The sequence below is a fragment of the Streptococcus sp. K0074 genome, assembly GCF_048843365.1.
GTDB classification, from domain to species: domain Bacteria; phylum Bacillota; class Bacilli; order Lactobacillales; family Streptococcaceae; genus Streptococcus; species Streptococcus mitis_BM.
Genome location: NZ_CP184836.1, coordinates 1,260,151 through 1,284,037, shown reverse-complemented (window position 1 = coordinate 1,284,037; position 23,887 = coordinate 1,260,151). Strand labels below are relative to the sequence as shown.

Here is a 23,887-nt window from a genome sequence, read left to right as displayed (position 1 = left end):
CTAATTCACCTCGCTTGCCATGACAGTCAAGGTATCAGAAATTTCTTGGAACATCTGACGTTCTGTCTTCTCTCCACGGTAGATTTGATTGTAAAGAATGCCGTCTTTGATAAAGAGTACACGTTTAGCTCTGCTAGCTGCTGCTGTTGAGTGGGTTACCATAAGAATGGTTTGGCCACGCTCATTGATTTCATCAAAAACATCAAGAAGAGCTGCAGATGATTTGGAGTCAAGGGCTCCTGTTGGCTCATCCGCAAGGAGAATTTCAGGTTCTGTGATGATGGCGCGGGCTACTGCTACACGCTGTTTCTGACCACCAGAAATCTCGTAAGGGTATTTCTCTTGTAATTGGTTAATACCCAGATTCTCAGCTGTCACCACCAATTTCTTCATCATCTCCGTAATAGGTTTTCTTGACAAGACAAGTGGAAGCAAGATATTGTCCTTAACAGACAGAGTATCTAGCAAGTTAAAGTCTTGGAAGACAAAGCCCAATTTTTCACGACGGAAGCTAGAAGCTTGTGAATTTTTAATGGTTGCTGTGTCAGTTCCATTCAGGTAAACCTGACCACGAGTTGGTTTATCCAGCATAGCTAGAATATTGAGAAGAGTTGATTTACCAGAACCAGACTCACCCATGATGGCAACGTAGTCACCTTTTTCCACGGTAAAGTGAATATCCTTGAGGGCCTCTACTTGGTTGCCCTGAAAACGAGTTTTATAAATTTTTTGAACGTGTTTTACATCTAAAAGTGTCATGAGAATCTCCTTTCTTAATATCCCATCAAATGAAATGTTGCTTGCATCATAGCGCATCCTAGCTGAACACGCTCGATATCTTTGCGACTTGGTTTTCTTGTTTTCTTATGTAAGATTTGTTTCATGATGTTACTCCTTTGTTCTTTATGAGTCTAGTTTACATCAAAAAAAGACCGCTTGCCATAACCTAACCTTACAAAAGAGACTTTAATCTTACATTTTTGTAAGATTGGGGGAAATATAGGCATTTCATTAAAAATATTTTACCATAAAAAGAAAGTAAGAAGAAAACCCTTGCAGATACAAGGGTTCAAGAAATGTTAAAATAGATTACTAGAAATTACAGACTAACAGTAAAATAACTGTTTCTACCTCACCAAAACCAGCCTTCATTATCGTCAATGGCTTGAGCTTCTTTGCGTTTACGTGGGCCTGTTCCATACATTTCTGCTTCGATTTCTTCCTTAGTTGGCATGATAGAAGCTAGGATGATATAGATAATCACGCCAAGTCCAAAGTTTGCAACTGTAAAGATGGCAAACAAGAAACGAACAAGGGTAACATCAAAATTCCATTTGTCTGACAGACCTGCCAAAACTCCTGAAATCATACGATTTCGTCTCATTTTATAAAATTTACTATTCATGTTATTTCCTCTTTCTGCTAGGTTAGACATAGTATATCACGGGTAGGCTCGGCTTTCATCAGTCCTCAGGCTGATTTACTAGTAGCAATTTACCTCGACAAAGTCCACAGCGATAGCGTTTGGTATCAATCCTTCGCTTGCGCTGATACCTTTGCTGGCAGGATTGGCAACGATAAAGCTTGATTGGCTTGGAGTTGCTATTTGGCAAGGTTGGCACAAAGCGTAACCCATCCACTCTTTTCAAAAGTTCCTTAAAATCCCGATCCTTGTGTTGATAGCCCTTCCCTTGAAAATAGAGGTGATAGTGACAGAGTTCATGGCGAACAATTTTCCTAAAAACGTCTAAACCCAGTTCCTTATAAACCTTAGGATTAAAATCCAAATGCCCATCTTTGGGGAAAAATCGCCCACCTGTCGAACGTAAACGAGAATTCCACTGAGATTGATGGATAAAAGGTCTGCCGAAGTCTTCTAGTGAAACCTGCTTAACATAATCAGTCAGTTTCATTTGGAGCGAGGAGCGACAGATTGACTTTTTCACGTTCAGTATCAATTTTCTTGACCCAAACCGTTACCAAATCTCCGACTGACACCACTTGGCTTGGGTGTTTGATAAATTTGCGGCTCATATGGGAAATGTGAATTAAGCCGTCCTCGTGAATTCCAATGTCAACGAAGGCACCGAAGTCAACGACATTACGCACCACACCCTCCAGCTTCTGTCCAACCACTAAGTCTTTGATATCCAGAACATCTTGGCGAAGCACAGGTGCGTCAAAGGAATCACGGAAATCTCGACCTGGTTTGAGAAGGTCAGCAATGATATCTTTAAGGGTTTCTGGACCAAGGTCTAGTTCTTGCGCCATTTCCTTGACTGAAAGGGACTTGAGTTTACTTTGGGCTTCTTCATTCAAGTCTGTAATGTCCAGACGTTTGAAGAGCTCCTTAACAGCAGAGTAATTTTCTGGGTGAACTCCTGTATTATCAAGGATATTGCTACTTTCAGGGATACGAAGGAAACCAGCTGCCTGCTCAAAGGCCTTGGCCCCCAGACGCGGAACTTTCTTGATTTGAGCGCGTGAAGTGATTTTTCCTTCCTCCTCACGGTATTTGACAATATTTTCAGAAATGGTTTTATTGAGTCCAGCTACGTGTGAAAGAAGAGCAGGACTGGCTGTATTGACATTGACACCGACTTGGTTAACCACGGTATCCACGACAAAATCCAAACTTTCAGACAGCTTCTTCTGACTGACATCGTGCTGGTATTGACCAACGCCGATTGATTTAGGATCGATTTTAACCAATTCCGCAAGAGGATCTTGCAAACGACGGGCGATAGAAATAGCCGAACGCTTTTCAACTGTCAAGTCTGGAAACTCCTGACGAGCAAGTTCGCTGGCAGAATAGACAGAAGCACCGCTTTCATTTACGATAACATAGCTAACTTCAGGGAAATCTTTAAGAACTTCCGCCACAAAGGCTTCACTTTCACGACTAGCAGTACCATTTCCGATGGCAATAATTTCCACGCTATATTGACCAATCAAATCTGCCAAATCTTTCTTGGCTTCTTCGATTTGACGAGCTGATGCTGGTTTAACAGGATAAATGACCTGAGTTGTCAGCATTTTTCCTGTTGCATCCACGACAGCTAGCTTGGCACCTGTACGAAAGGCAGGGTCAAATCCAAGAACCACGCGCCCTTTCAATGGAGCAACCAAGAGGAGATTGCGCAGGTTGTCAGAAAAGAGTTGGATAGCTCCTTCTTCTGCCTTCTCAGTCAATTCTGTCCGAATGCGGCGCTCGATAGCAGGCAAAACTTTTTTCTTAACTGACTGTTGAACAACTTCATCAATATAGGCATTTTTCACCTTGAAACGAGCTGCAAAGAAGGCAAGAATGCGGTCTGTCGCATGTTCGAAACCGACCTTCAAGACACCTAGCTTCTCCCCACGATTGAGGGCTAAGGTACGATACCCCTGCATAGTTCCAACTGTCTCTGAAAAATCATAATAAATCTGAAAAACCTGCTTTTCATCAAGACTTTCATCCTTGACTTGAGAAGTGAGTTTAGAGTGTCTCAGCACCTCCTGATAAGTCATGGAGCGCAAAGTCACATCTTCCGATAAGGCTTCTACCAAAATATCAACTGCACCGGCCAAGGCTTCCTTACCAGTCGCAAATCCTTCACAGACAAACTTTTCAGCCTCTTTTTCTAAATCAGCTACATTCTGCAAAATCAAGCGAGCAAGTGGGAAGAGCCCAGCTTCACGAGCAATAGTTGCCTTGGTCCGACGTTTTTCCTTGTATGGAAGATAGAGTTCTTCTACATCTGCTAATTTTTCGGCTGTTAAGATAGCTTCTTCCAATTCCTTGGTCAGCTTGCCTTGTTCTTGAATCTTGGCCAAGACAGCTTCCTTACGGTCATTGAGGTTTGTCAGACTTTTATCCAAATCAATAATGGCCTTAATCGCCACCTCATCCAGACTACCAGTCATGTCCTTACGATAACGCGCGATGAAGGGAATAGTCGCCCCTTCAGCAGTCAAACTTAGAACGGTATCAATTTGCTTTAACGTCACTCCCAAATCTTGGGAGATTTTTTCATATTTTTTATCCATGAATCTATTATACCACAAGCTAATATTATTCAAATTATCTCCTACAATTTTAAAACATAAGTTGGGGAATAAATTTGCTTCATTTCAATATTCTATTTATTGAGAAGGTTGCAATTTAATTCTAATAGTTTACAAAAGGATCAGTGATTAATTGCACTGTTTTTATTTTTTACAAAACGCTTTATAAAGCTATTTGTTGAAGTTAACGAATCAATTTTCAGAGCAAATAAAAAACCGCAAGCCTGAGCCTGTGGTGGGGGTAATCTTTTTTGAAATTTTTAAACAAAAAAGGAGCATTTAAGCTCCCTCCTTTGAAATAACGGACACTTGGCTGGTCGGTGTACCCAGCATCTCAGAAACCTTTTTCAAGGTGCGGCAGGAACCTTTCTGCCCTCAAATGTCTTTCGTTAATGTTATTCTAGCACCATCTACTTTTTTTGTCAAACTTTCTCAATCTACCAGACTTAATCAGGATTTATAAAGCTCTATGATTCGTTAGATACCCAATTTTAACTTTTCCCTTTTCCTTAAAATAATAGTATAATAGAGGTAGAATTTAGAATCGAGGTACACCTATGGCTGTAAAATTTACAAAAACTGATGACTTGGACAAGATGTTTGAAGAGTTTGCGAAACTCCCTGATTTGAAACAAGTCACTTTCCCTGATGACAAAGAGAAAAAAGCCAAAGCAGAAAAGAAAAACTAGATGACTGCTTTCCAACAACTCCCATCTAGTGTGCTTCAGACTGGGGCTATTTTCCTCTCCATTATCATTGAAGCCCTCCCCTTCGTTCTGATAGGAAGTATTGTCTCAGGGCTAATTGAGGTCTATATCACACCTGACAAGGTTTATCATTTTCTCCCTCGAAATCGTTGGGGGAGAATCTTTTTTGGCACCTTCGTTGGGATACTTTTCCCTTCTTGCGAATGTGGGATTGTCCCCATTATCAATCGTTTTCTGGAAAAGAAGGTCCCCAGTTACACGGCTGTTCCCTTTCTTGTAACAGCGCCTGTCATCAATCCTATTGTTCTCTTTGCGACTTATTCTGCCTTTGGCAACTCCTTCCACATCGCTCTGTTACGAGCTCTGGGTTCCATTGTTGTGGCTGTGATACTTGGGATTTTTCTAGGATTTTTCTGGCAAGAACCGATTCAAAAAGAAAATCGGTTGGCTTGTCATGAGCACGATTTTTCTCATTTGAGTCCTGCAAAAAAAGTTTTTCAGGTTTTTGTGCAAGCAATTGATGAATTTTTTGATACGGGGCGTTATTTGGTATTTGGCTGTCTCTTTGCCTCTGTTATACAGGTCTACGTTCCGACTCGGATTCTGACCTCTATAAGTGCAACCCCTCTTTTTGCTATCCTGCTCTTGATGCTTTTGGCCTTTCTTCTCTCTCTCTGCAGTGAGGCGGATGCCTTTATCGGTGCTTCTCTACTCTCGAGTTTTGGTTTAGCACCAGTTCTGGCCTTTCTCGTCATTGGCCCAATGCTGGATATCAAAAATATTCTCATGATGAAAAATTACTTGAAAGCACGATTTATCAGTCACTTCATAATGATTGTAACTCTTGTCGTCTTAGTCTATGCTCTCTTGATTGGAGTCATCCTATGATTCGGTTTTTAGTTTTAGCTGGCTATTTTGAATTGACCATTTATCTCCATCTGTCCGGAAAATTAAACCAGTACATCAACATGCACTATTCCTATCTAGCCTATATTTCCATGGTGCTTTCTTTTATCTTGGCAATCGTTCAATTGTATATCTGGATGAAGCAAGTCAAAACCCACAGTCATCTGAATAGCCGATTAGCGAAGGTTACTAGTGTTGCTCTTCTGGCTATTCCTATTGTCGTCGGTTTAACTTTTCCAACTGTTAGCTTGGATTCTCAGACCGTTTCAGCCAAAGGCTATCATTTCCCCTTATCGGAAGGAACGGATCAAGCCATTCAGACAAGTGAAGGGACAACAAGCCAATATTTGAAACCAGATACCAGTTCTTATTTTTCAAAATCAGCCTATGAAAAGGAAATGAGAACCGCGGCGGATAAATACTTGTCGCAAGATAGTATTCAGATCACCAACGAAAACTATATGGAAGTCATGGAGGCTATCTACGACTATCCAGATGAGTTTGAGGGCAAGACAGTCCAGTTCACTGGCTTTGTCTATAATGACCCCAGTCATGCCAATAGTCAATTTCTGTTCCGCTTCGGCATTATTCACTGTATCGCGGATTCTGGTGTCTATGGATTGCTGACCAAGGGAAATACCCGTCAGTATGAAAATAACACTTGGATAACGGCCAAAGGAAAACTGGTCAATCACTATCATAAAGAACTCAAACAAAACCTCCCAACCTTGGAAATCGATAGCTTTACCAAAGTCGATAAACCAGAGAATCCCTATGTGTATCGCGTGTTTTAAAAAGCAAACCAAGTTCATAACAAACTCTAAGCAGGCAGAGCCTGCTAACTCATGACAGAAAAAGAAGTTTATCTTATAATGAAGATGAACAATACCAATCAGTGGTGTTTAATAGGGCTTTTCCTAGCCTGTACAAAAAACTGGATGAACCAGAGTCATGAAATAACTCGAATATGCCTTGAGCATGAAAATATCTTACTAGTAGCCTCTTGTTCTATTGTTCAAATAGTTAACAGGAGGTTTTTATAATGGAAGTCATGATTGAAACGTGTTTGTATTTTTTTGAATCAGTAACTATTCCAATTTATCTATCTTGAAATAAATAAAATCCCTTTGTAATACTATAAAAAATAACTAACAAAGAAATAACTATAAGACTCGGTTGCCAGAAACCTGATATATCTACTAAACTACGGCCTAAAAATTGGCCAATAAGGCTAACTAAAATTAAAATAATTAAATTGAAAATTACTGACACTAATAAAATTAACACCGAATGTATTATTGCCTCGCCTATACGTATTTTAAAAAGTTGTAATCTTGACACTCCCAGTGTCTTTAACTGTTTAATGTCCTCAATATCTTTATTAGAAGATAAAATTGTAAGAGAAATAGAACTAGTAATAATCAGAATAATTGGAGCAGACAGATAAGCAATAAAGGAAGCTCTTGCTTCGTTTACTCCGTTTGCTGTATTCATGAATGAATACATATTTTGGGTGTAAAGAATAAACCCAGAAATGAGAGTTACTCCCATGCTCATTGAAGTTTGTATACTTTTCAAATAGCTAGGATTGGATAGTAGATTCCAAAAGCATGTATTAATTACATAATTTTCAGTTGGAAGTATCCTCATTAAAAATTTTATTAGAAACATTTGAATTGATGGAGATAGTGATTGAATAATAAGGATGTGAATAATTAATAAAAATAATATTATGCTTGACTGTTTTTCAATTATTTCTTTGTTTCTGATAAAACCTGCTGAAACAATAGAACCTATACATAGTAACCATAGGAATAAACGAACAGATATATTAACAAATCCAGTTACTGTAACTTTTCTTTTTTTCTTTTTTGGTTTTAATATTGATGATATTTTAAGTATTCGACTTGAATAAAAGTAAGCTCCTATCCCGACAATTGTTGGGACTATAAAAACACTCAATAAAATTGATTGAATGTTGGCTGTAATAACTAAATCAGGTAACTCATCTCTTCCTAATAAATTTTGTAAAAATTTGTAGTAACTATCTGCCATGATAAATGAAAGTATTGTACCAATACTACTAACAATCACTGCCATTAAATAAAACTGTCCAGATACTAATAAAGATAGCTGAGTTCTGCTTGCGCCTAAGATAGCCCACAATTGGTAATCCTTTTTAAAGATATCTATTAGCAATCTAATATTATTTGAAATAAGGAAAAATAGAGTAGTCCCGCCAAAAATTATTAGCATTTGAAAAAGTTGTGAAGCGTTAATATTAGCAGTCTTTATTGAACTAGCAATACCAAATAAAGATGTTCCAACAATCAGGCTTGATACAAATAGTAATGGTATTGTTCCTAACCATTGTCTTTTTGAGTACTGAAATTGGTAAATGATTAATTTTAGCATAATAAATCCTCCTCAAATTAATCTTTACTACTTTCAAGTGCTTGGTAGAGCTCATCAGCTGAAGGTTTAATAATTTGTCGAGATATTTTTCCGTCTTTTAAAATGAGTGCTCTGTCAGTTTTTGAAGCCAACTCAATATCATGAGTGACCATAAAAACACATTTTCCTTGACTCGCTAAATTACGAAGTGTTTCAAAAATAAGTTTTCTTGAGACGCTGTCCAGAGCTCCTGTTGGCTCATCAGCAAAAATAATTTTACTATCAGCTATTATTGCACGAGTAATAGCCACTTTTTGCTGTTCTCCACCTGATAAGGTAGCAACTAATGATGATAGTTCTGCTTTAAAATTCAAACTATCCAACAATTTTTTTACTTTATTGCTATCAACACTCTTTCCTGAGAGTCTCAGAGGAAGTGTAACATTTTCTAGTACAGGTAGAGCAGGTACTAGATTATAGTTTTGAAAAATTATTGCAATATCTTGCCTTCTAAATTTAGCAAGATTCCCTTCTTTTAAAGTATATGGATTTACACCATTGATAATAACTTCGCCACTTGTTGGTTCAGATAAACTTGATAAGCAACTGAGCAAAGTAGACTTTCCAGAACCACTGACACCAAGTATTGATACAAATTCCCCATAATTGACAGATAAAGAAACATCTTTCAAAATAGAGACAGTTTTGTCTTGCCCTAACAAAAATTCTTTTGAAAGGTTTGAGACTTTAACAGCTACATTATTAACCATAATAAATCCTCCTGATTCCAGTGTCATCTTTGATTTAATTATACAATATTGGAATTCTATTAATAACAAGTAAGTAACTTATGAAACGTATTTTTAATGGATAAAATTTCTATTTCCTCTGGATCTCGCATAAAGGTCTTTAGCGAACTAAGAATTTTTTCTATTACCATAATAGTATCATAAATGAGACTTGATTGAAAGCGTAAACATAGCTTTATTAATAGGTACAGCTTTTCTATACAAAATTTAAACATAAAACTTAGGTATACTTAATAAATGAGAATTAAAGTTAGCTATAACGAAAATAGGAGCATATGTAAAACTCTAAGCAGGCAGAGCCTGCTAACTCATGACAGAAAAAGATGTTTAACCTATAGTGCTGGCATTAAAAAATCCTCACACATCACGCAAGGAAATCGCTAAATAAAACAGGCTTTGACCATGTCGGGATTAATTGCAGCACATTCCAAGGATCCAGCTTTTTCTTCTTTTTACAATCGAATTTCCCAAAGAGTAAGCAAGATGAAAGCCGTCATTTCTTATGCTCATAAGATTCTCAGACTCATTTACAAACTACTCTCCATCAAGCATACTTATCAAAAAGAGAAGGGGCTAGGACTGAGGAAACAGTTCTAACGCCAAAACTAAAAAATTTCAATTACACGCTAGCACAGGAATTGATTTTTTGCGCTTTTTTACTGTCTTTTTTCAAATAAAAACACCTCAAAAGTTAGATTTTCTAGCTCTAACTTTTGAGGTACAGCTCATTTATGTATGATAGTCTTTTGGTATTATTTCATCTATCTTTGTTAAAAGAAAGAATATTTATCATGAATTTGGGTCATCGAGACTACGACCATGTAATCCTTTTTCACGTTGAACTTGACGTAGTTTCTCTGGTGTAACATCGTTTCCTTCTTCATCCACAATTTTGATCCCTTCGATGTGGTGACGAACAGTGCGACGATAACCTTCGATGTACTCCTCACGTAGTTTGGCTTGTTCTACTTTTTCTTCTGGGGTCAAGCCTTCTGTTTTTTTCTTTTTGGCAAGCTCGTTAATACGATCAATTTTTTTAGGATCCATGTTTCTCTCCTTTATGATAAGATTTAATCCGTTTAACAGATTTTATTTGGTATTGATTTGGTTAAAACGTGCAAGTTTAGCTGCTTTTTGAGTTAAATGAGACAAGATTGCCAAACGATTTTGACGAACAGCCTGATCTTCTGCCATTACCATGGTATTCTCAAAGAAATTATCAATAAGTGGACTAAGCGCAAAGAGTTGCTTCAATTGCTGACTTGCAGAACCTGACAAAACGAGTGATTCTACTGCTTCTGCCAAGGTTTTCTCTTCTTCATTCTCAAAGAGAGCTGAATCAACTGTAGCAACTCCTTCTGCCTTCTCAGCCAAGTTAAAGGCACGAGAAAGTGATTCAACAGATGGTTTGAAGTCTTCTTCCTTGCTTGCTTCTACGAGAGCACTTGCTGCTTCCAACATATCCGCCACAACAAAATTTGATCCTGCAAGAACAGCTTCCTTGATATCTTTTGGAGTAGAACCCATCATCTTATCAACACGAGCCTTGATAAAGTCCATAACCTCTGCCTTATTTTCATAAGTCAAGCTGTCAAATTTCAAAGCATAAAGGCTATCAATCAACTCATCCATAGCAATGTGCCAACCAAAGGCATCCAAGATACGAACCACACCTTGCGTCGCACGACGAAGGGCATACGGGTCATTAGAACCTGATGGAATCAAGCCTACTGAGAAGAAGCTCAAAATCGTATCCAATTTATCTGCAATAGCAAGCACTGCACCGACCTTGCTCTCTGGAAGTTCTCCTTCAGCTGATGTAGGCATGTAGTGTTCACGAATAGCAGCTGCCACTGCTGGAGTTTCCCCAGCAAGAAGGGCATATTTCTCCCCCATAATTCCTTGGAGTTCGTCAAATTCACCAACCATCCCAGTCAACAAGTCAAACTTGTAAATGGCTGCTGCACGAGCTAGGTCAATCGTTTCATCCGCTGACAAACCAGCTTTTTCTGCCAAGAGTACAGCAATCTGACCAGTACGAATCATGTGTTCACGAAGGGAACCAATTTTCTCATGGAAGGTAACATTGTTTAATTTTTCAACAAGATCTGAAATCGCCAATTTTTGGTCTTCACGCCAGAAGAATTCTCCATCTTCCAAACGAGCTACCAAAACTTTTTCATTTCCTTTGATGACATTTTCCAAATACTCTGCATTTCCATTACGAACAGAAATGAAGTTTGGCAAGAGCTTGCCACCTTGATCACGAACAACAAAGTAACGTTGGTGTTCTTTCATTGAAGTCACCAAAACTTCTTCTGGAACTTCAAGGTATTTGGCATCAAAACTTCCCATAAAGGCAGTTGGGTATTCAACCAAGTTCAAGACTTCGTTAAGCAAATCAGCATCAATCTCGATGCGTACACCATGCTCAGCTTCGATTGCCTTGATTTGGTCAACAATCATTTGCTCACGTTCACGTGGATCTGCGATTACATACTGCTTACGAAGGTCTTCTTCATAGCTCAATGCTGACTGAATCTTAGTTTCTTGTCCCAAGAAACGATGACCACGGCTCACACGATCTCCCTTGATATCAAGGAAATCCAAATCAAACTCTTCTTCATCTAAAAGAACAGTCAAAGTGTGAACAGGGCGGATGTATTCAAAGGTGTTGTTAGCCCAGTGCATGCTGACAGGGAAAGTCAATGACTTCAAGACATCTACAACACCAGGAACAATGGCTTCAACTGCTTGACCAATTTCTTCCTTAGTGACATAGACATATTCTTCACCCTTGATTTCACGGAATTCGATATCTTCAACAGTCAATCCTTTTCCACGAACAAATCCTTGAGCTGCTTTTGTGAAGTTTCCATCACTATCCAAGGCAATTTTCTTTGCTGGCCCCTTAAAATCTTCTGTCAAATCAGCCTGTTTGTCTGCAAGACCAGTTACACGAACAGCCAAACGACGTGGTGTTGAGAAGGTCTGAATAGCTTCAAAAGACAAGCGGTTTTCCTTGAGGAAGGCTGCCATTTTTTCGCCTAGTTGTTTTTCACTTGGTGTAACAACATAGGCTGGTAATTCTTCAAGACCGAGTTCTACTAATAAGTTTTTTGTCATGTTTTTTCTCCGAAAAATATCTTTTTATTTTCCAGTTTGCCTTATGTGATTGGCATGCAAGCAACCAACTTCGTTGTTTCATTGCTAAAATTGGAGCCAAAAGTCTCCAATTTTGCCTAGTATCCTTAGTTTCACTAAGGATACCTTCATCACTGCGGCAACTGGCTCAGGGCTCACTCTGTTCGCCCATTTTCGTAATTTGTCACTCTCTTTATTCTGCGTCTTCTGCTAAGAGTTTAGCTCGTGTTGCTTCATCCAAAAGTGGGTAGCCTAGGCGTTTTCGTTCTGCGACAAAGGTTTTGGCTACGACACGGGCCAAGTTACGGATACGAGCGATATAGCCTGCACGCTCGGTTACAGATACGGCACCACGCGCATCAAGCAGGTTAAAGGTATGTGAACATTTGAGAACATAGTCATAGGCAGGGTGCACCAATCCTTCTTCCAAGGCGCGACCAGCTTCTTTTTCAAACTTATCAAAGTTTTCAAGCAACATTTCTTGGTCAGAAATTTCAAACGAATATTTTGAGTGCTCATACTCAGGCTGAATAAAGATTTCTCCGTATTTTACACCATCAGCCCACTCGATATCATAGACAGAGTCTACTTCCTGAATATAAGAAGCCAAGCGTTCCAAACCATAAGTGACTTCTGCAGTCACAGGCCCAGTTGCCAATCCACCGACTTGTTGGAAATAAGTGAACTGAGTAATTTCCATCCCATCAAGCCAAACTTCCCAACCAAGACCAGCTGAACCAGTTGATGGGTTTTCCCAGTTGTCCTCAACGAAACGAATATCGTGTTCCAAAGGATTGATTCCCAATTTTTCCAAAGACTCAAGGTACAGTTCTTGGATATTTGATGGAGAAGGCTTCATAACCACTTGAAATTGGTGGTGTTGGTAAAGACGGTTAGGGTTTTCTCCGTAACGACCGTCCGCAGGACGACGTGATGGCTCTACATAAGCCGCATTCCATGGCTCAGGCCCGATAGCGCGAAGGAAAGTGTAAGGACTCATTGTCCCCGCACCTTTTTCATTGTCATAAGCCTGCATGAGCATACAACCTTGGTCATTCCAAAATTGTTGCAAAGTAAGGATGATTTCCTGGAAAGTCAATTTTTTAGACATTATTTACTCCTTTAATTTATGTTATCTTTTTAGATAGATTTATCAAGCAACCAAGAAAAGGCTGGATCCTGAAAAATATGACGTTTGGGAACAGTTTGTAAATTCTGATCGCATTCATCTATTGTACCTAATTTCAAAGCACAGACTTCTGGTATATTTTCTTGAACAGTGAAAATTTGACTATGACAGTTCTGGCAGTAATAACGCTGTTTTCCTGGAGAAGAACTATAAGTAACAAGCTTTTCTTTTCCATGTAATACTAGCTTTTTACTGCTAACTTTAGCATTAACTGTATAGGCAGACGCAGTTGCTTTCCGACAGAATGAGCAATGGCAAAACACTAATTCAGATAATTCCTCATCTAGAGTGTAGGTTACTGCTTTACATAAACAAGATCCTTTAAGCATCAAGCTCCTTTCTACTTAGGCATTAGACGAAATTCAAAAAGAACCGAATTCCAACACCCAAGCCTTGCGACTAGGGGCGTCAGAAACGCGGTTCCACCCTAATTTATTACTTCATTGTTTTTGAAAATAGTACAGAAAGCGCCAGTTCTTTATTTTGCCCTACTTGGCTCCCACTATCCCAAGCTCGCTTGAAGAACGCCATAAGACTTTCTTTCCTGCTGACTATTATATCAAAAATTAGAACAATGTACAATTCTTTTTATGATTTTCTAAAAATCCATATCATCAACTCGTGGAGCACCAGACTGAACAGCAATCGTTTTTAGAGTTTCACGCTCCTCATGACTCAGTTCAATTCCGAAACAATCAAGATTAGCCTGAATACGAGATTCTGTGACAGATTTCGGCAGCGGTAAAAATCCTTCTGCTAAACTCCAGGACAAGGCTATCTGAGCAACAGACTTTCCGTGATTTGTTGCGATTTCTTGGACTTGCTTACTATCAAACAATTCTCCCTGACCAAAAGGTCCCCAAGCTTCCAATAAAATTCCTTTTTCTCTACAGTAAGCTACGACTTGATCTTGATATACACCTGGCGCCAAGCGAACTTGATTGACCGCAGGAACAATAGTTGCTGTTTCAAGCAAGGCATCCAAATGATGGGGAAGAAAATTACTAACCCCGATAGCACGTATTTTGCCTTCTTGATAGAGGTCCTCCATCGCTCTCCAGACTTCCGCATTTCGGATTTTCCATTGATCATTTTCTCTGAGCGGTTTTGGATTTGGCCAATGAATCAAATACAAATCCAAATATTCCAAGCCTAACTTCTCTAAAGACTCTTCAAAAGCCTGACGAGCTTGCTCATAGTTGTGATTTGTATTCCAGAGTTTACTGGTAACAAAAATTTCCTCACGCGGAACGCCACTATCTTGAATAGCACAACCAACGCTTTCTTCATTTTTATAGATAGCTGCCGTATCGATATGGCGATAGCCTGCCTTTAAAGCCTCTAGGACAGCTTGGTAAGCAATCTCCCCATTTTCAGCTTTCCAAGTTCCAAAACCCAGAACTGGAATCGTAATGCCATTATTTAAAGTATAAAATTTCATTATTTTTCCTTTCTATGTGAAGAAAATCCAAAGAAACAAATTCTCAATGAAAACTTATCTCTTTAGATTTTTTAAATTATTGGTCACGGTCGTAGTAAAGCTGGTGAGCTTGAAGACGAGAATCTAACAAGTCTGGTACGGTTACAAAGTCATAACCTTGCCCTTTCAAATAGTCAATAACCTTCGGTAGAGCATTTACCGTCTCAGCATGGATATCATGCATGAGAATAATAGAACCATTCTTAACTTCACGCTGAATTTCTGTCAAGATAGCTGCTTCATTTTTACTCTTCCAGTCCAGACTGTCCACATCCCACATAATAAAACTCAAGTCGAGGCTATTGCGAATGTCGTCTGTAATGGCCCCATAAGGCGGACGCATGAGTTTTGAACTAGAACCTAGCACTTTAGTTAGCGCATCCTCTGTATCAGTAATCTGTTTTTTAGCGTCATCAAGCGAAAGCTTTGAAAGAACGGGATGGCTCCAACTATGGTTTCCAATGACATGACCATCTGCTTTCATGCGTTTCAAAATTTCTTCATTGCCAGAAACATTCTTACCTAAAACGAAGAAAGTTGCCTTAATACCATACTTAGAAAGTGTATCTAATGCTTGATTTGTCGTTGCAGGATTTGGTCCATCATCAAAAGTCAAGGCCACCACTTTACGATTTTTCTTTTCATAATAAGCCTTATATAGCTCGGCATCCTTATCTAATAAATAAGAGGACTGAATAACTTCAAAGAAACTAGATACTGGCAAGGCAATCTCATCCAGATTTTCAACAGGCTGACTCGGATAAATAAGAATTTGGCTATCCTTGTAATCAAAATTCCATGCAGACAAGTCTTGGTCAGAGAAACCTTTAACGACCTGATCAATCTTTTCTTGCTCCAATTTCTTGTCCTGTAAGAAAGAAGTCAGTTCTTTTATCAGTTTCTCTTTGGCCTTACTAGCATCTGAAAATAATTGATCAAGGGTAAAAGGTTTACCATCTTCTGTCAAATGTACTTTTGCCAGACTAGTTTTTTCAGTCTCTTCAACTTTTGAAGAAGTTAAATCATAGACTTGTTTCATCACACTTCGGTTGACAATCCCTTTTAAAGTCGAATCCTGTTTCTCCGTATAATAAAAAACCAGATTTTCTTTGTCTTCCAGATTTTCCTTAATATCCTGTGTCATGATTTCTTTTACAGATGAAATCACTTGCTCCCCTTGGAGAGGATAATAGGCAATTACTTCTGCTTGTCCCTTACGAAAATGATCTTTCTGATTTCCCTCACTCAATTGATTATCTTTATCATTTTTTAAAGACTCAATTTTTTGTTCGAAACTTTGCTTTGTATATACTTTGTATCCAATCATCGAACCAAGGACACAAATACTTACTGAAAAGATAGCTACTAGGGCTATTAGACTCATTCTTATCTTATCGTGATTCTCACGCTTTGCTCTACTTTTATCCATAAGACCATCATATCAAATTCAAGCTATAATTTCAATGATTTTGGAGGAAATAGTATATTAAAAAAGAGGGTTATTAAAAAATAACCGATCTCATTGCTGAGAATCGGTTTTCTAATATATTTAATTAAGAAGTTTATTTTTACATAACATAAATTATGTAAAAACTCCTACAACAATAAATCTTTTACTTTCCCAATTTCACTTTTTGGAATCACTAGATGAATCATATCTCCGAGATACATTCTGGTTGAACCATTGACGGTTTGGCTCTTACCATTATGAACTTGGGTGGTGATGAGTACGTTATGTGGTAAGTTGAGTTCATGAACCTGTTTTCCAGCGATTTTGTCTGATACAGGAATTTCAATAAGTGTGACTTCTCCTTCATCTGTCGCTTCTTCTGGCAGCATTTTTTCCAACATAGCCTCATAGACTGGTGCACCCTTGAGTAGATCCATGATGATGTAGGCGACCAAGGTTACTAATCCAAGTGGCATGAGGTTGCGAATATCTCCTACCATCTCAGTTACGAGTATCATAGCAGTTAAGGGAGCCTTAGATATTGCTCCAAAATAGCCACTCATTCCCAGAATAACAAATATAGGGAATTGCTCTTGACTGACAAGACCAAGATTGACACAAATAACACCAACTAGAGCTCCAAGCAATGAACCAAGCGCCAAAATGGGTAGGAAAATTCCTCCTGGAAGGCCACTTCCATAACTAATCATGCTCCAAACAAAGCGAATCAAAAAGTAAACTAATAGAACTTGGAAACTAAAATCTTGCTCAGTTAGGGAAAGGACAAGCTGATTTCCACCACCAAGGATTTGTGGTAAGAAGATGCCGACTGGTATGATAAGGATAAAAGCAAGAATTGGATAATATGCTCTATCTAAACAGATTTTTTCACCAAGCCAGTCATAAACTCGACCAACATTGAGTACAGCTTTCTCATAGAGAAAACCGGAAAGACCCAGAAAAATTCCCATGAGGAGGTAAATCCAATACTGATCTAGGGTCATGAGTGGAATATTATCTGGCATATCCAGTACGGGTGTTAGGCCAAATATGAGCAGTGAGACAAAGTTTGCTACGAGACTAGCTGCGAGAGTAGATACCCAGAAAAAGCGTGAAAAATGGTGATAAACTTCTTCTACCACAAAGAGAAGTCCTGCAATCGGTGCATTAAAGGCTGCAGCTAGACCAGCGGCAGCTCCACTAGCAATCAAGGAACGCTCCTCTACTGGACTGGATTTGAGCCATTTGGAAATTCCTTTACCACCAACCGCTCCGAGTTGAATACTGGGTCCCTCACGCCCCAGCATAAGACCGCTAGCAATAGCCAAAATTCCTAGAATATATTTTTTCCAAAGAACTCCCCACCAGTTGAGAGTCATCAATCCCTTTAATTCAGCTTCGACTTGAGGAATTCCTGAGCCTTTGATATCTTTTTCTGATCGAGTTAATTTCGCACTGAGCCAACAAACTATTAAATAAAATAGACCAATGATAAAAAGATTGCGCACTAGGTGCGCTTGATCTTGATAAAGTCCTTGTATCAGGTGGAAGTCTTTTTCGATTAAGAAACGAAAGGATCCAACGATAATTCCAACGACAAGACCGACGATGATTCCTCGTCCAACTTGGGATAATATGGTGCTTGAGGCAAAGGCAAATTCTTTCTTGGAACTTAGTGTTTCTGACTGTTCCTCCATAATCATTCCTTCTAACTTAACTTTCTTTTTCTCCTGAAACCAGCGATTTAATGGGTTCAAAGCTGGTTCGGTGAATTGGGGTAACTCCTAGTTTTGTGAGGCCTTCCAGGTGTTTAGCTGTTCCATATCCTGCATTAGTAGCGAAATCATAGCCAGGGAACTGCTGATCGTAGTCCTTCATCAATTCATCACGTGTCACCTTGGCTACTATAGAAGCTGCTGCAATTGAAAGGGAATTAGCATCTCCTTTGATGATAGATGTTTGTGAAATGGGCAAGTCCAGTTTCATGGCATCTATCAAGAGATGTTCAGGTTGAGGACTGAGCTGGGAGATTGCTTCCTTCATAGCTAGTTTGGTTGCTTCATAGATATTGACTTGGTCAATGAGATGATTATCCATGATACCAATCCCGATTGACAAGGCTTGGTTTTGAACGGCTTGATAAATTTCTAGATGTTTCTTTTTAGGAATTTTCTTGCTGTCGTTGAGACATCTAATCTTACAATTTTTAGGCAAAATAACGGCTGCAGCGACTACAGGTCCAGCCAGAGGACCACGGCCGACCTCATCAACACCAGCAATTAATGTCAATCCTTGCCTATAAAGTTCTTTTTCATAGGAAAGCATGGATTCCAAACGAAGATCCTCATCCAATTCTGCCTGAATGGCTTTTTTACGCTTGCTGATTTCTTTTTGAACTCCTGAGCGATTATCCTTTTCAAGATCTAGAAAAATAGGGCTATCAAGGTCCTTGACCGTAGCAAGGAGTTCTTTGATTTCTTTAATCGTCACCATCTAGGTCTTCCAATGTATCTAAGGTATAGTTACCGAGTTTGCCATCACGGACTTCCTTCACGAAGAGACTGTAAAAGCGGTCATAGTCGTCACGGAAACCAAGGGCACGGGTCATATTCATAATAATAACAGGCGCTTTTTCTTCAATCTTCATTTGTTTGAAGCGTTCAGCCAGCTTTTCTGGATAATGTTCTTTGAAATAATTGAGGCCAAAAATAGTTACCTCATCCATAGGAAGTAACTGGTCTTTGATAGCTCCAGTCAAGGCTAGTTTAAGAGCAACAGTTTCGTCTTCGAATTTAGGCCAGAGAATCCCTGGTGTGTCCAAGATTTCCAGGTCTTTATTGGTTTTGAGCCATTGTTGCCCCTTGGTAACACCTGGTTTATTGCCGACAACGGCAATCTTCTTACCGGCCAAACGGTTCATGAGAGTGGATTTACCAGCATTTGGAATTCCAATAATCATGGTACGCAAGGTTTCAATCTTGATACCACGTTCTTTCTGACGAGCAATCTTATCTGCCATGAGCTTCTTGGCCGCATCTGTTACAACTTTTACAGTCACTTGCTCTTTGGAGTTGATAGCTAGCGTCTGAATTCCTTGTGATTCAAAATACTGGCACCATTCCTTGGTCATTGCTGGGTCAGCCAAGTCCGCCTTGTTTAAAATCAAGAGTTTTGGTTTATCACCAACGATTTTGGTCAACATAGGATTTTGACTGGATAGAGGTAAGCGTGCATCCACCAAAATCGTTACAAAATCAACAAATTTTAAATTTTCCTGCACCTGTCGACGTGCTTTAGACATGTGACCAGGAAACCATTGAATAGTAGCCATTGAGTTTTTTTCCTTTCGTAGCAAGGGTTTAGATACCCTATTTTATTTTACTATCGCTTGAACATAGAGAGTTTTCACATGAATGGTGTTCAAACAGTTCTTATTTAATTACATAGAAATCTACTTTATATTATATCATGCCTTCTCTATTTTGTCCGATGATAGCCCTTCAAGCTCCCGGAATAGAAAAAGCGACTCTATAATATTTGTAGTGGGTAAATCCCCTATGGATATTATGGAGTCTATTTTGTGTAGAAAAAGTTCCATAGAAAAAATCATATGGAATCATTACTTTTATCACAAGACCACTCGATATCAAAGAATCAAATATCAAAAAAGAAAGGACAAATTTCGTCCTTTCTAGATCTTAGCTTTTCTTCAACCTACTACAGTTGACAAAGAGCCCAAATTAATTTGATATTCCTCATCAATTTGTTCATATCTTATTCTAATCAACTATATATTAATTATGATAATTCATTCAATAGCCCAGTAAGAATAAGAGAACCACTCATTAATTAGACTAGCGATTTCTTTAGGTGCTTCAGTATAAAGCTCATGGCCAAAGTTTTCTAGAAGAATAGTATCAAAATAGTCTGGCAATTCTTTTAGGGCTTCCTCTCTCCATGTAGCTTCATTAGGATAGCGAGGACTAATAAACAAGGTAGCTCCCACTTCTCTCTTAAAAGCTTGTATTTTCCTCCGTAGGCGGAGGATCGCTTCTATATTTTCATAATTTATAGCCAACTCATATCTATTATACTCCGCATTCCAGTGATAGGACTGTCTTACAGCTTCCTCCATATTTTCTGACCAATACTTTGCTTCAGATTTCTCTTTAGAAATAAGAAGAGCTAAGTCTGAAACGACTTGAGATTCGATATAGTTTTTAACTTCCTCTAACTCTGTATCTAAAGGTAAAATCTTATCTAAATCTAGATAGCCACCATCCCAAAGAATTAGTTTTTTCACTTCATAAAATTCCGATGCAAGATAACGCGCCAAATCTCCTCCAAGAGAATGACCTATCAGACATATAGATTCTTCCTCTACAATCTCATTTTTAAACCATGATTTCAATTCTGTTTCATCTCGAAGATGCTTATCATATGGATTTAGAAAATAAATCTGCGAATTTAGTTCTTGAAGAAAATCCTTGCTATGATAGACATTGCTTCCCAAACCGCCAATAAAAAATGTCTTCATTCTCTACTTAATACTATGCTTATTCATCTTTTGTTCAAAGATAGTCGTGATAATCTGGCGCAATTCTTCGCGTTCTTTTTCTGGAATTTCACCACTTGTTTGGGCTACAGCGTATAGTTCAGGGTGTTCAATTGAAATGCGTTTAATAGTACGTGTCGTAGCATGCTTTCTGACAAAAAACGGAATTCGCTTAATCAAGTCTTGTGGGACGAGCGCAAGAATCTTCTCAGCAGTTTCCTTGTCACTAATCTTAGACGTAGTCAGCCCCTTCTTAATCATTTCCTGTTCTTTTTCTGTAAAATCTTTTAATTCCATTCGATTAGTCCTCCTATGTTCGCTAAGTTAAATTATATACCAATTGTAGCAAGACGACAAATAGTCTGTTTGTAAAATCTTCTCTATACTACAATTTTCCTGTCGCTCATAATTGCTCTTTAATGAAAAATCACAAAACCTTTTGGAGAGATCACAAGCTGATTCTCTAATTCTTGGTAATCGCTTGCTAGTGCTACTGCTTCCTTTTCTAAAAGATAATCTTCTTTTGATTGGTTAAAGATCGCTTTAAGGAGCCGGCCTTGGTATTTCCATTCCAAGGCCACTAGATCAGGTTTAATTTCTTGGAGGCTATACTTGCCATGCGAAATGATTTCTGACGCGTGTTTGCGAATCTTTATCAGCCTCTTCATAAAGTTCAGCATGTCATTATCACTTGATACGCGTTCCCAAGGCATACAACGACGGCAATCTGGGTCTGGACCGCCAGTCAAGGATAACTCTGTTCCGTAATAGATGCACGGTGTCCCTTTTTGTAAAAAGAGAAAGGCTAGGGCTGATTTAACCAGTTGCACATCCTCATTGGCCGTCCACAAGATTCGCTCTGTATCATGCGAGTCTAGGAGATTAAACATCACTTCTGAAATCTGCTGTTTGTAATACATAGACTGGCCATTGATTTCATCGATGAACTGGTCTGTCTTCTTAATTCCTCGTAAGAAATAGTCCTTGATGCTATCAGATAAAGGATAATTCATGACAGCATGGAACTCATCTCCATTTAGCCAAGGCTGAGACCTATGCCAGACTTCTCCAAGGATATAAAGATCAGGCCTTTTAGCTAGAACTGCCTTACGAAAATCCTTCCAAAACTGATGGTCAATCTCATTAGCCACATCCAAACGCCAAGCATCGATATTAAACTCTTCAATCCAATAAGTCGCAACCTTTAATAGATAGTCCTTGACCTCTGGATTGGCTGTATTTAGCTTAGGCATATAGTCCTCGAAACCAAAAGCATGATAAGGCAACTCTCTCTTGTTGGCTAGTTTATCAGTCGTCACCGGGAATTGTTGAATATGGAACCAATCTTTGTAAGCAGACTCCTCACCGTTTTCGATAACATCTTGCCATTGAGGAGATTGCGAACCAATATGATTAAATACAGCATCCAGCATGATTTTCATGCCACGCTGATGAGCTTGCTCGACCAGTTCCCGAAAGGTCTCCTTGTCCCCAAAATGACGGTCAATTTCAAAGTAATCTGTCGTATTGTACTTATGATTGCTCGTAGATTCAAAGATGGGACAAAGATAAAGTCCAGTAATGCCCAAGTCTTGCAAGTAATCTAGATGGTCAATAATGCCTTGTAAATCACCACCAAAGAAATCATCACTCTGAGGTGTGATAGATGACTCCCAGTCTAAAGTCCCTTCTGGGTTTAATAGAGCATTTCCATTGGCAAATCTCTCAGGAAATATCTGATACCATACCGTATTTGAAACCCAGTCAGGAACCTTGCAGGCATCAATTTGATGTATATAAGGTAACTTAAATCCATTTCCAATGGCATGAAGATTTTCTAGAGAATTTTCCACACACCCTTTATCGCCATACAAAATACTTTGGCCTTCTGTATCCGTGAGTTCAAAGAGATACTGGATACGTGCAAAGTCAACTGACACTTCAACCTGCCAATAGCCAAATAAGACATCAGAAGTTATCTTGGTCATTTCTTTTGTATCCTGATAAAACTCTTCCATAAAAATAAAAGGATCACCATAATGCAAGTTGATGCTTTCAATATCCTCTTTCTTAGTTCGAATCCGAATATGAAGCTTCTTATCCTTATAAAGATAGGCAAACTCCGACTCAGGCCTATGGTAAATAGCGCTTAATTCCATCAATTTGTCTCCTAAAGTATTCATTCAAATTTTACGCAAACGTTTTCAAAACCAATAAATCCAGTATACTATTTTTGTAAACTATTTGCAAGAATGGTCCATTTTTAAATGAACTATCTTTTAAAGTATACAAAAAGCCTTAAAAAAGGCTTTGTCTATATACTATTCCTCTTTCGGTTTTGAAAAGACTTCAATATGTTGGCCCAGTACCTTGATTTCTACAGGTAGGTTATCCGATTTATCGCCGTCAACATCTGACTCCAATTCACTATCCGAAGAGATTTTAATATTACGAGCTTTGATATACTCGATATTATCATTTGCGACAATATCCCCTTTTAGTAAATCAGGAATAACGGATAATTTAGAGAATATAGAAGCATCTTTTAGAATCAAAATGTTGGCATAGCCATCCTTGTTTTCTTCAAAGATTTTCTTGTCAGCGAAGTAATTTGTCAAGAGAACCAAAACATGGCTCGCTTCACCAATATAATTTCCATTTTCTGTCTCAACCTTAATGTTAAAGACCTGATCCGTCATGACAGACTTCATGGTATTTACAGCATAGGCTAAAATACCGAATTTTGTCTTGTCCTCGATTTCCACATTGTGGATCGCTTCAGGAAGAGAACCGATACTAAAGATATAACCAAAATAATTGTCATTCGCTTTACCGACATCAATCTTATTGGTTAAGTTAAAATCGAGTTCATCAATTGCGCCATCGATGTCTTGATTGATTTCCAAAAGTTTTGTAATGAGGTTACCCGTACCGCCTGGGATAATCCCTAACTTAGGAATGTAGTCTCTCTCAGCAATACCCGAAATGACTTCATTAACAGTCCCATCTCCACCAAAAACAACCACTGCATCGTACTGCTCACGAGACGCCTCTTCAGCGAAATGTGTTGCATCCAGCGCCTTTTCGGTAATTTTGGTTTCCACGCGATCAAAGTATTCTTTGACTTTATTCTCCAGCTTATCTTTGTAATCCAAAGCCTTTTCCCCACCAGAGGTAGGGTTGATAATTACCATTGCTTTTTTCAT

General features: G+C 38.7%; 22 protein-coding genes. 3 read left to right on the top strand and 19 right to left on the bottom strand.

What is annotated here, in order from left to right:
- From ACN076_RS06230 to ACN076_RS06215, 4 genes are all read right to left on the bottom strand, one after another.
- The gene (locus ACN076_RS06230; RefSeq protein WP_000173370.1) at nucleotides 1-759 is read right to left on the bottom strand and encodes an ABC transporter ATP-binding protein; all 759 of its coding nucleotides are present in this window, start codon (nucleotides 757-759) and stop codon (nucleotides 1-3) included.
- Between the two features lie 373 nt (nucleotides 760-1,132).
- Complete coding sequence (locus ACN076_RS06225; protein ID WP_001085044.1) at nucleotides 1,133-1,405, bottom strand: PspC domain-containing protein; 273 nt, start codon at nucleotides 1,403-1,405, stop codon at nucleotides 1,133-1,135.
- A gap of 58 nt (nucleotides 1,406-1,463) precedes the next feature.
- Nucleotides 1,464-1,913, bottom strand: a complete 450-nt coding sequence (locus ACN076_RS06220) for a SprT family protein (RefSeq protein WP_101781935.1) — start codon at nucleotides 1,911-1,913, stop codon at nucleotides 1,464-1,466.
- Nucleotides 1,900-4,029, bottom strand: a complete 2,130-nt coding sequence (locus ACN076_RS06215) for a Tex family protein (protein ID WP_261040074.1) — start codon at nucleotides 4,027-4,029, stop codon at nucleotides 1,900-1,902. The genes ACN076_RS06220 and ACN076_RS06215 overlap by 14 nt, the downstream gene beginning before the upstream one ends.
- A gap of 575 nt (nucleotides 4,030-4,604) precedes the next feature.
- Between ACN076_RS06215 and ACN076_RS06210 the strand changes: the two genes are divergently transcribed.
- Genes ACN076_RS06210 through ACN076_RS06200 form a run of 3 tightly spaced genes read left to right on the top strand, consistent with a single transcriptional unit; the run spans nucleotide 4,605 to nucleotide 6,454 of the window.
- On the top strand, nucleotides 4,605-4,736 hold the full coding sequence (locus tag ACN076_RS06210) for an SPJ_0845 family protein (protein WP_004234728.1): 132 nt from the start codon (nucleotides 4,605-4,607) through the stop codon (nucleotides 4,734-4,736).
- Entirely contained in the window at nucleotides 4,737-5,642 is a 906-nt protein-coding gene (locus tag ACN076_RS06205) for a permease (protein ID WP_420789606.1), read from the top strand.
- Nucleotides 5,639-6,454: a TIGR03943 family putative permease subunit gene (locus tag ACN076_RS06200; RefSeq protein ID WP_060805517.1), complete on the top strand. Its 816-nt coding sequence runs from the start codon at nucleotides 5,639-5,641 to the stop codon at nucleotides 6,452-6,454. Before ACN076_RS06205 ends, ACN076_RS06200 begins: the two co-directional genes overlap by 4 nt.
- Before the next feature lie 304 nt (nucleotides 6,455-6,758).
- On the opposite strand, the gene ACN076_RS06195 is transcribed toward ACN076_RS06200, so the two are convergent.
- The 15 genes from ACN076_RS06195 to ACN076_RS06125 form a co-directional block, all read right to left on the bottom strand.
- On the bottom strand, nucleotides 6,759-8,075 hold the full coding sequence (locus tag ACN076_RS06195; RefSeq protein WP_420789605.1) for a beta-carotene 15,15'-monooxygenase: 1,317 nt from the start codon (nucleotides 8,073-8,075) through the stop codon (nucleotides 6,759-6,761).
- A 17-nt stretch (nucleotides 8,076-8,092) separates the two neighbouring features.
- Nucleotides 8,093-8,824 carry an ABC transporter ATP-binding protein gene (locus ACN076_RS06190; RefSeq protein ID WP_420789604.1) on the bottom strand — a complete coding sequence of 244 codons (732 nt, stop codon included), beginning with the start codon at nucleotides 8,822-8,824 and terminating at the stop codon, nucleotides 8,093-8,095.
- Between the two features lie 828 nt (nucleotides 8,825-9,652).
- Nucleotides 9,653-9,910, bottom strand: coding sequence for a DUF896 family protein (locus ACN076_RS06185; RefSeq protein WP_000371299.1), 258 nt, complete (start codon nucleotides 9,908-9,910; stop codon nucleotides 9,653-9,655).
- A gap of 42 nt (nucleotides 9,911-9,952) precedes the next feature.
- Nucleotides 9,953-11,989 (bottom strand): glycine--tRNA ligase subunit beta, encoded by a 2,037-nt coding sequence (gene glyS, locus ACN076_RS06180; protein WP_420789603.1) that lies wholly within the window; start codon nucleotides 11,987-11,989, stop codon nucleotides 9,953-9,955.
- Nucleotides 11,990-12,200: 211 nt separating this feature from the next.
- The gene (gene glyQ, locus ACN076_RS06175; RefSeq protein WP_000038733.1) at nucleotides 12,201-13,118 is read right to left on the bottom strand and encodes a glycine--tRNA ligase subunit alpha; all 918 of its coding nucleotides are present in this window, start codon (nucleotides 13,116-13,118) and stop codon (nucleotides 12,201-12,203) included.
- 29 nt (nucleotides 13,119-13,147) lie between these two features.
- Nucleotides 13,148-13,525 carry a GFA family protein gene (locus tag ACN076_RS06170; protein WP_261045278.1) on the bottom strand — a complete coding sequence of 126 codons (378 nt, stop codon included), beginning with the start codon at nucleotides 13,523-13,525 and terminating at the stop codon, nucleotides 13,148-13,150.
- A gap of 269 nt (nucleotides 13,526-13,794) precedes the next feature.
- Complete coding sequence (locus ACN076_RS06165) at nucleotides 13,795-14,637, bottom strand: aldo/keto reductase (RefSeq protein WP_420789602.1); 843 nt, start codon at nucleotides 14,635-14,637, stop codon at nucleotides 13,795-13,797.
- 76 nt (nucleotides 14,638-14,713) lie between these two features.
- Nucleotides 14,714-16,105, bottom strand: coding sequence for a peptidoglycan-N-acetylglucosamine deacetylase PgdA (gene pgdA, locus ACN076_RS06160; protein ID WP_420789601.1), 1,392 nt, complete (start codon nucleotides 16,103-16,105; stop codon nucleotides 14,714-14,716).
- 167 nt (nucleotides 16,106-16,272) lie between these two features.
- Nucleotides 16,273-17,823, bottom strand: a complete 1,551-nt coding sequence (locus tag ACN076_RS06155; RefSeq protein WP_420789600.1) for a chloride channel protein — start codon at nucleotides 17,821-17,823, stop codon at nucleotides 16,273-16,275.
- A gap of 16 nt (nucleotides 17,824-17,839) precedes the next feature.
- Nucleotides 17,840-18,619: a ribonuclease HII gene (locus ACN076_RS06150; RefSeq protein WP_261048130.1), complete on the bottom strand. Its 780-nt coding sequence runs from the start codon at nucleotides 18,617-18,619 to the stop codon at nucleotides 17,840-17,842.
- Nucleotides 18,606-19,457 (bottom strand): ribosome biogenesis GTPase YlqF, encoded by an 852-nt coding sequence (gene ylqF / locus ACN076_RS06145; RefSeq protein WP_420789599.1) that lies wholly within the window; start codon nucleotides 19,455-19,457, stop codon nucleotides 18,606-18,608. Before ylqF ends, ACN076_RS06150 begins: the two co-directional genes overlap by 14 nt.
- A gap of 477 nt (nucleotides 19,458-19,934) precedes the next feature.
- Nucleotides 19,935-20,663 (bottom strand): alpha/beta hydrolase, encoded by a 729-nt coding sequence (locus ACN076_RS06140; protein ID WP_203175430.1) that lies wholly within the window; start codon nucleotides 20,661-20,663, stop codon nucleotides 19,935-19,937.
- 3 nt (nucleotides 20,664-20,666) lie between these two features.
- A complete protein-coding gene (locus tag ACN076_RS06135; protein ID WP_000420558.1) occupies nucleotides 20,667-20,978 on the bottom strand; it encodes a hypothetical protein in 312 nt (103 codons plus the stop codon).
- 119 nt (nucleotides 20,979-21,097) lie between these two features.
- Entirely contained in the window at nucleotides 21,098-22,840 is a 1,743-nt protein-coding gene (locus ACN076_RS06130) for a glycoside hydrolase family 13 protein (RefSeq protein WP_203175431.1), read from the bottom strand.
- Nucleotides 22,841-23,002: 162 nt separating this feature from the next.
- Nucleotides 23,003-23,887 (bottom strand): diacylglycerol/lipid kinase family protein, encoded by an 885-nt coding sequence (locus ACN076_RS06125; RefSeq protein WP_420789598.1) that lies wholly within the window; start codon nucleotides 23,885-23,887, stop codon nucleotides 23,003-23,005.